The organism is Phreatobacter sp., from assembly GCF_052440005.1.
Classification (GTDB): domain Bacteria; phylum Pseudomonadota; class Alphaproteobacteria; order Rhizobiales; family Phreatobacteraceae; genus Phreatobacter.
Window position 1 is genome coordinate 1 of record NZ_JBQVQL010000141.1, and the last position, 7,732, is coordinate 7,732.

Consider the following 7,732-nt stretch of genomic DNA (forward strand, 5'->3'; position numbering starts at 1 on the left):
ACCGGGCGTGGCACCGGGCGGCAGGCGGACACCGCCGACCACCGGGCCGGGACGGCGGCATCCCGGGGCGAAGGGGTTCGTCGCGCAGATCGGGCGGCACCAGGAGGGCCGGATGCCGGTCGAGCAGGACGGCGGCAGGCCGACATGGCCAGGCCGGCAGCCCGGAGCCCAGGGCCGGTGGCGGCAGCGGTCGATCAGCACGACGCCGCCGGGGATGAAGGCGGTGCCGCCGCCGATGTAGCCCGGGCCGGGGCCGTAGTCCGGGCCGCCGTAGGACATGGCCGGAGCGACGGGGGCCATGGGCGGCGCAATCCGGGCAGCCGGGGCGGGCGGCGCCGCCTGGCGGCAGCCGCTGTTGAACGAGGCCTGGTCCTGCGTCTGCCAGCCCTCGCGCGGCGGCTGGTTGCCGTGCTGCTCGGGCAGCATCGGGGCCCAGCTCACCTGGTGCGGCTCGGCGCGCCAGACGACCCAGCCGGGGCCGAAATTGGCGTCCGCCGCCCAGATCCAGCCGTGCTGGGGATCGTTGGCCCAGCGGCCGTGGCGGTGGACGATCGCGCCCCACGGCGTCGGATCGGCGAAGACCCAGGTGCGCTGCTCGCGGTCGAACTGCCAGTGGCAGCGCGGATAGGGCGACCAGCCCGGCATGGCGATCTGCTCCGAGGGCTTCCACACCTCGCCGTAGAGCGGGTGGGTCTCGAAGCTGCCGAACTGCTGCAGCGTCTCGCGGAAGGCATCCATGGGGCTCGGCGCCTGCTGCTGGATGGCGGCGCCGGGCATGCCGCCCATGCCCGGTTCCGGCGGCGGCGGCGGGGCGCCTGTGGCGAAGGCCTGTCCGATCGACAGGCTGGCGGCGAAGGCCAGCGAGGACACGACGGATGCAATGCGGCGACGGGATGTCCGGGTCATTGTAGCTCTCCTCGCAGGCGCCGATCGCGCTCGCTCCATCAGTGGTGGAGAGCCTGGAAAAGGTTCACGCGGCAGGGCACCTTGGTCGCATCCCGGTGTCCCGATAGGTCTTTGACCCCACGGCTTCTTCCGCTACACACGCTGCATGTGGCTGAACCAGCGAACCGTCGACGCGATCCGACTGATGGCCGAGCTCTCCGCGCGCTGGCCCCACGCGGTCAAGGCGGCTGAACTCGCCGCCATCACCGGCATCACCTTCCTGAACGTGCAGAAGACGGCGCATGCCCTGTCGCGGGCGGGCCTGCTCGAGGCCGAGCGCGGCCGGTACGGTGGCTTGAGGCTGGTGCGCGCCGCCGATGAAATGAAGGTGGCGGAGATCGTCCGCGCCTTCGAGCCGGCGGACTGCCCGGTCAACTTCCTCGCGGCCGACCAGTCCCGCGACCCCGTCTCGACGCTGATGTTCCGTGCCCATCGCGGCTTCTTCCAGCCGCTGGAGGAGACGACCCTCGCCGACATCGAGCCGCGGGCGATCTCCCGCAAGGCCGATCAGGCGGCGCCGCGTTCGAGCCGCATCCCCGCATAGTGTTGCGGCAGGACCACCGGCAGGCCGCCCTCGGCCTCCCGGCAGAGGTCGACGCCGAACACGTCCCTGACGCGCTCGCGCGTGATCACCGCCGCCGGCGCGCCGAGGGCGTGGAGCCGGCCCGCGCTCATGACCAGGATCCGGTCGGCGAAGGTCGCGGCGAGGTTGAGGTCGTGCAGGACGGCGATGACCGCGACGCCCTCGCGCGCGAGGCGCGCCGCGCTCTCCATCAGCGCGATCTGGTGCGACAGGTCGAGATTGGCCACGGGCTCGTCGAGGAACAGCACCTGCCGGTCCGTGTTGGTCCGCCCCGCCCTGAGCTGCGCGAAGGTGCGGGCGAACTGTACGCGCTGCTGCTCGCCGCCCGACAGGGTCTGGTAGCTGCGGGCCGCGAGATGGCCGATGTCGGCCGCCGCCAGAGCCTCGGCGATGATGCGCTCGCGCGCGGTGCGGGCGAGCGCCCGGCCGACGCTGTCGATGCCGATTCGCACCACCTCGGCAACGCTGAAGGGGAAGGCGAGGCGGCTCGCCTGCGCCATCACGGCGCGTTGCGAGGCGAGCTTCCAGGCGGGAATGGCGGCGAGAGCCTCGCCGTCGAGCCGGACCGTGCCGCTGGTCGGGGCCACTTCGCCGGTGAGCAGCTTCATCAGGGTGGTCTTGCCGGCGCCGTTCGGGCCGACCACCACCAGCACCTCGCCGCGCGCGAGCGCCAGCGACACGCCGTCCACCGGCCTGTGGCGCCCATAGGCCACGCCGACGCTGTCGGCTTCGAGGAGCGTCGTCATGCGTCGAGGGTCCGGTCGCGGCGCAGCAGCAGCCACAGGAAGAAGGGCGCGCCGATGGCGGCGGTGAGGATACCGATGGGCAGCTCCGCCGGGGCGACCAGCGTGCGCGCGAGGAGGTCGGCGCCGGTGAGGAGGATCGCGCCGAGCAGGGCCGCCAGCGGCAGCAGCACGCGGTGATCCGGCCCGAAGAGCAGGCGCAGGAGATGCGGCACCACGATGCCGACGAAGCCGATGACGCCGGCGGAGGCGACGCTCGCCCCCACCGCCACCGCCACCATTAGGATGGCGGCGCGCTTCAGCGCCTGGACGGGGATGCCGAGGTGGAAGGCCTCGGCCTCGCCGAGCAGGAGCGCGTTGAGCCCGCGCGCCAGGAACGGCACGGCGAGGAGCACCGGCAGGATCAGCGGCGTCACCGTGGCGACCTTCGTCCAGCTCGCCCCGGACAGCGAGCCGAGCGACCAGAAGGTCAGGTCGCGCAGCTGCCGGTCGTCGCTGACGAAGGCGAGGAGGCCGGTCAGAGCGCCGGCGAAGGCGCCGAGGGCGACGCCCGCCAGCAGCATGATGGCGACCGAGGTGCGCCCGTGCCGGGTGGAGATGGCGTAGAGGATGAGGGTGGAGGCGAGACCCCCGAGGAAGGCGCCGAAGGGCAGCAGCACGAAGGGCAGCTGCGCCGCCACCGTGCCGAAGATGCGGTCGCCGAGGACGATGGTGAAGCCTGCCGCCAGCGCCGCGCCGGAGGAGACGCCGACGAGGCCGGGATCGGCGAGCGGATTGCGGAAGAGGCCCTGCATCAGCGCGCCGGAGACCGCCAGCGCCGCCCCGATCAGGCAGCCGAGGAGGAGCCGCGGCACCCGGATCGACAGGATGATGAGCGCGTCACGGCCGGCCAGCGCCTCGCGGTCGCCGGTCGCCCAGGCGGTGACCACCCGCACGACGTCGGCCGGCGCGATCTTCACCGCGCCGCTGCCGAGCGAGACCACCGCCAGCAGCGCCAGGACCACGGCGAGAAGGGCCGCGCCGATGGTGAGCCGCCGCCGCCGCGAGGCGAAGAGCCCGGCGATGGACGGCGCTTCCGCGGCGATGGTCATGGCCTGGGTCCCGCATAGACGGCGGCCATCAGGTCGCGGGCGGCATCCGGCGTGCGCGGCCCGAAGCCGAGGAGGTAGAGCCCGTCCATGGCGACGAGCGAACGGGTGCGGGCGGCGGGCGTCGCCGACAGCGCCGGCTGGCCGAAGACCTGCTCCGGGGATGCCGCGTGCTCGTTGTGCTTCATCATCAGCACCACGTCGGGCGCGGCGGCGATCAGTCCCTCGTCGGTGAGCGGCTTGTAGCCCTCCACCGTGTCGGCGGCGTTGACTGCGCCGGCGAGGCGGATGATCGCGTCTGCACTGCTGCGCGCGCCGCCCACCATGACGCGGCCGTTCTGCAGCGACAGCACGAAGAGCACGCGCTTGCGGGCGGCGAGGGCGTCGCGCTGCTGTTTCAGAGCGGCGAATCCCGCCTCGACCTTGCCGGCGAGCGCCTCCGCCCGGTCTGCGGCATCGGCGAAGCGGCCGATGGCGCGGATGCGGGCCGCGACCCCGGCCTCGGACGTGTCCTCGGAAATCCGCTCGACCCTGACACCCGCCTCGGCGATGAGCTTCACCGTGTCGGGCGGCCCGGCGCCTTCCACGGCCAGCAGGTCGGTCGGGCGCAGCGACAGGACACCTTCGGCGGACAGCGCGCGGACATAGCCGACGCTCGCCTTCTCGCGCATGGCCTCGGCCGGGAACAGGCTCGTCGAGTCGACGCCGACCAGCAGGTCCTGCCGTCCGAGCGCATAGAGAATCTCGGTGATCACTCCGCCGGCGGCGACGATGCGCCGCTCGGCGGCGCCGGAGGGCAGGGCGCCGAGGACGAGGACCGCCGGCGCGGCCAGGATCGCGCGCCGCGACGGCTGCGGAAGGGTGGGGCGGCTCATTTGGTCAGGATCAGCTTGTCGTTGGCGGTGACGCGCAGCCGGTAGCGTTCCCCCTTGTGGAGGATGACGGCCTCGCGACCTGCACCGATGATCGATCCGACCTCCACCACCGGAACCGTGGTGGCGCCGCCGTCGGCCGCGGCGAGCAGGGTCTGCCGATCGCCGGAGGGATAGGTTGGGGGAGAGGAGATCATGGCACCGGCCTAGTTTAGAATGAGAACAATCAGTCCGAACTCTCTGGAAACATTAAAAACTGCTTCTCTGTCGCTGATTGTTGACATTGATAGTCAGGTTAATTAGGCATCGTCAACAGCGCCGAGACCGGGCCACCCGGCCGGCCGCATGCCAGCCAGCCGGACGCCGAGGGCGCGTCGAGCCAGCCAGCCGCCAGAAACAAAAAATTTCAGTCAGGCTCGCGGTCTCGAACATGTACCTCCGTCACGGTCGTCAGGCGCTCATGGCGTCAGTATCCATCCTGGTCCTGGGCGCCGGCCCGGTGTTCGCGCAGAGCGAAGGCCGCCCCGCCGACGGCCGCACCCCCTCGGCGCAGGACGAGATCACGGTCTCGGCCGAGCGCACGCCCTCGACGGTGTACAATTCGCCGGGCACCGTCACGGTCATCAACGCGCAGCAGATCGACCAGGGCCTGGTCCAGGGGCCGCGCGACATCGTCCGTACCGAGCCCGGCCTCGCGGTCAGCAATTCGCCGACCCGCGTCGGCGCCGGGTCCTTCTTCATCCGCGGCATCGGCGACAACCGCGTCCGCCTCGAGATCGACGGATTGCGCGTGCCCGACTATCCCGGCTCCAATGTCGGCCCGGGCCTCTACACCCGCGACATCATCGACTATGACAGCCTGAAGGCCGTCGAGGTCATCAGGGGCCCGGCCTCGGCCCTCTACGGCTCCGACGCTATCGGCGGCGTCGTCACCTTCGTCACCAAGGACCCGGGCGACTACCTGCGCGAGGTCGGCCGCGACTGGTATGCCGGCACCAAGCTGTCCTTCGACAGCGTCAACCGTTCCTTCGCCCACACCTACACGGGCGCCGCCCGCCGCGGTCCCTTCGAATTCCTGCTGCAGTATACCCGCCGCGACGGCACCGAGACGCAGATCAACTCGGCCACCCGCCGCGCCAATCCGCAGACCTTCCAGTCCAACAACATCCTCGCCAAGCTCGTCTACGAGACGCCCGACTCAGGCCGCTGGCGCCTGACGGGTGAGGCGACCTGGCGCGGTGTCGCGACCAACATCGTGTCGGCGCGCACCGCGACCATCACCGATCAGATCGCGCACGACACCAACAAGCGTTTCCGCCTCAGCCTCGACTGGACGCAGCAGCTGTCGTGGGCCATCGCCGACGAGATCAAGCTCGCCGCCTACGCCACCGATTTCGACCGCCAGGAGCATCTCGACGAGTTCCGCCGCACCGGCGTCGTCGCACCGGCGGCGGCCAACCGCCTGCGCACCTCCGACTTCGACTATCGGCAGCAGATTTTCGGTGCCAGCGCCCAGTTCGCCGCCCAGCGCCAATGGGGCGGCTGGGAGCATCGCTTCATCTACGGTGCGACCGTCGATTTCACGATGACCTCGCGCCCGCGGAACCGGACGGAAACGGACCTCGTGACCGGCCTGCCCATCGCCGGCGCCATCGGCGGCGAGACCTTCCCCAACAAGAACTTCCCCGACACCCACACCACGCAGGCGGCGTTCTATATCCAGGACGTCATGCAGTGGGGGGCGCTGCGGATCATTCCGGCCGTGCGCTTCGACTACTATCACCTGACGCCGAAGCCCGATGCGGCCTTCTACAATTCCAATCCCGGCTTCGCGATCGGCAACGTCTCGGCCTTCGCCGTCTCGCCGAAGCTCGGCGCCACCTATGACCTGACCGAGAACTTCCGCGTCTTCGGCCAGTATGCCCGCGGCTTCCGCGCGCCGCCCTACGACAACGCCAACTTCGCCTATCGCAACGCCGCCCAGTTCTACGAGATCCTGCCCAACTTCGGCCTGCGGCCGGAAACGGTGGACAGCTTCGAGGCCGGCCTGCGCGGCCGCTTCGCCAACGGCTCGTCGTTCCAGGTGTCGGGCTTCTACAACCTCTACAAGGACTTCATCGATACGGTGACGGTCTGCGCCCCGCCGACATGCGCCCTCCAGACCTTCCAGTACCAGAACGTCTCCTCTGTCCGGATCTGGGGCTTCGAGGCCCGCGGCGAATATCGCCTGACGCCCGAATGGTCGTTCCACGGGGCTCTCGCCTATGCCAACGGCACCAACCAGACCACCGGCGCGGCGCTCGACTCGGTCGATCCGCTCACCGGCGTCGCCTCGGTCCGCTACACCAGCCCGCACAACTGGCAGCTGGAGGCACGCATGAGGGCCGCCCTCGCCAAGACGCGCGTCAGCGCCGCCAACATCTACCAGCCCGGCGGCTACGCGACCTTCGACCTCCTCGGCTCCTACGAGATCAACAAGAACGTCACCCTGCGTGCCGGCATCTTCAACATCTTCAACACGAGCTACTTCAACGCCATCGACGTGGCGGGGCTGACCTCCACCAACACCAACCTCGAACTGTTCCGCGCGCCCGGCCGCTCCGTCTCGGCCAGCCTGTCGGCGAAGTTCTGAGGCTGCGATGGCGGGCCGCTCGACAGCGCGCAGGACGGAAACGGGCCGGAGCCATCCGGCCCGCACGTCGGGGCGCGGAAAGTCGGAGCCGGTTTTTGCGAGCCTGCGCACGGGGCTCGATGCGGGCTTGCCCACCGCCATCGTGACACTTGCGCTTCCCGCGGCGCGCGGGGAGCCGGCGACCGGCGCGGCTCCGGCCGTCGTCGTTGCGCCGGCACCCGCCGCCGGCGCACCGGTGCCCGACGTGGTCGTCGTGCGGGACCCTGCTCCGGACGGGGCGGCGGCCGCGCCCCTCCCGGTCGTCGAGACCGACCTTTCGGCACGGGGATGCCCTCATCCCTTCGCCGCCCGCGTGTCCCTGTCCCTGGCCGCTTCCATGCTGCTTCACGCCGGGGCCGCGGCCGCTTTCGTCTGGCTGAGCTGGGCCGCCCCGCCGCCGATCTCGGCCGGCGAGGAGGGCATCCCGGTCGAACTCGTCGTCGCCGCCGACACCGGCTCGGCCTCGCAGCAGGAGGCGGCAAGCGGCCGCCATGAGAGCGAGACCCCCTCCACCGACAGCCAGGCGGTCCAGAAGGTCGAGGCGCCGCCCGCCGAGACGCCGCCCGAGCCTGCCGCGAGTGAGCCGGTGGAGACCGCCGCCGCCGAGGAGCCGCCGGTAGCCCAGCCTGATCCGGTGACCACGGCCGAGCGCATTCTCGACCAGCTGCCCCCGCCGCCCATGCCGGACACCCTGCCGATCCTCGACAGGCCTGCCGAGCCCGTCCTCGCCGAAGCGCCCCCTCCGGCACCCGTTGCCACGGCGGAACCGGCGCAGCCCGTCGCCCCCGCCGAGACGGCGCAGAAGGCCGAGACGCCCGAACCTGCCGAGG

At 71.3% G+C, this 7,732-nt stretch carries 7 protein-coding genes and 1 pseudogene; 3 read left to right on the plus strand and 5 right to left on the minus strand.

The window, feature by feature from the left end; genetic code table 11:
- On the minus strand, nt 1–906 hold a 906-nt coding region (locus tag ACT6XY_RS21725), incomplete at its 3' end, for a DUF6600 domain-containing protein (RefSeq protein WP_444750394.1).
- 145 nt (nt 907–1,051) lie between these two features.
- On the opposite strand from ACT6XY_RS21725, the gene ACT6XY_RS21730 reads away from it, so the two are divergent.
- The gene (locus tag ACT6XY_RS21730; RefSeq protein ID WP_444750395.1) at nt 1,052–1,489 is read left to right on the plus strand and encodes an RrF2 family transcriptional regulator; all 438 of its coding nucleotides are present in this window, start codon (nt 1,052–1,054) and stop codon (nt 1,487–1,489) included.
- On the opposite strand, the gene ACT6XY_RS21735 is transcribed toward ACT6XY_RS21730, so the two are convergent.
- From ACT6XY_RS21735 to hemP, 4 genes are read right to left on the minus strand one after another with little or no spacing between them, the layout of a single operon-like run.
- Nucleotides 1,453–2,274, minus strand: a complete 822-nt coding sequence (locus tag ACT6XY_RS21735) for a heme ABC transporter ATP-binding protein (RefSeq protein ID WP_444750396.1) — start codon at nt 2,272–2,274, stop codon at nt 1,453–1,455. The two genes, ACT6XY_RS21730 and ACT6XY_RS21735, sit on opposite strands and share 37 nt — an antisense overlap.
- Nucleotides 2,271–3,362 carry a FecCD family ABC transporter permease gene (locus ACT6XY_RS21740; protein WP_444750397.1) on the minus strand — a complete coding sequence of 364 codons (1,092 nt, stop codon included), beginning with the start codon at nt 3,360–3,362 and terminating at the stop codon, nt 2,271–2,273. The genes ACT6XY_RS21735 and ACT6XY_RS21740 overlap by 4 nt, the downstream gene beginning before the upstream one ends.
- Nucleotides 3,359–4,234 carry a heme/hemin ABC transporter substrate-binding protein gene (locus tag ACT6XY_RS21745; protein WP_444750398.1) on the minus strand — a complete coding sequence of 292 codons (876 nt, stop codon included), beginning with the start codon at nt 4,232–4,234 and terminating at the stop codon, nt 3,359–3,361. The genes ACT6XY_RS21740 and ACT6XY_RS21745 overlap by 4 nt, the downstream gene beginning before the upstream one ends.
- Nucleotides 4,231–4,428, minus strand: a complete 198-nt coding sequence (gene hemP / locus ACT6XY_RS21750; RefSeq protein ID WP_444750399.1) for a hemin uptake protein HemP — start codon at nt 4,426–4,428, stop codon at nt 4,231–4,233. The genes ACT6XY_RS21745 and hemP overlap by 4 nt, the downstream gene beginning before the upstream one ends.
- Nucleotides 4,429–4,691: 263 nt before the next feature.
- Between hemP and ACT6XY_RS21755 the strand changes: the two genes are divergently transcribed.
- Nucleotides 4,692–6,863, plus strand: a complete 2,172-nt coding sequence (locus ACT6XY_RS21755) for a TonB-dependent hemoglobin/transferrin/lactoferrin family receptor (protein WP_444750400.1) — start codon at nt 4,692–4,694, stop codon at nt 6,861–6,863.
- Nucleotides 6,864–6,990: 127 nt separating this feature from the next.
- Nucleotides 6,991–7,732, plus strand: a pseudogene (locus tag ACT6XY_RS21760) (hypothetical protein); the annotation flags it as partial.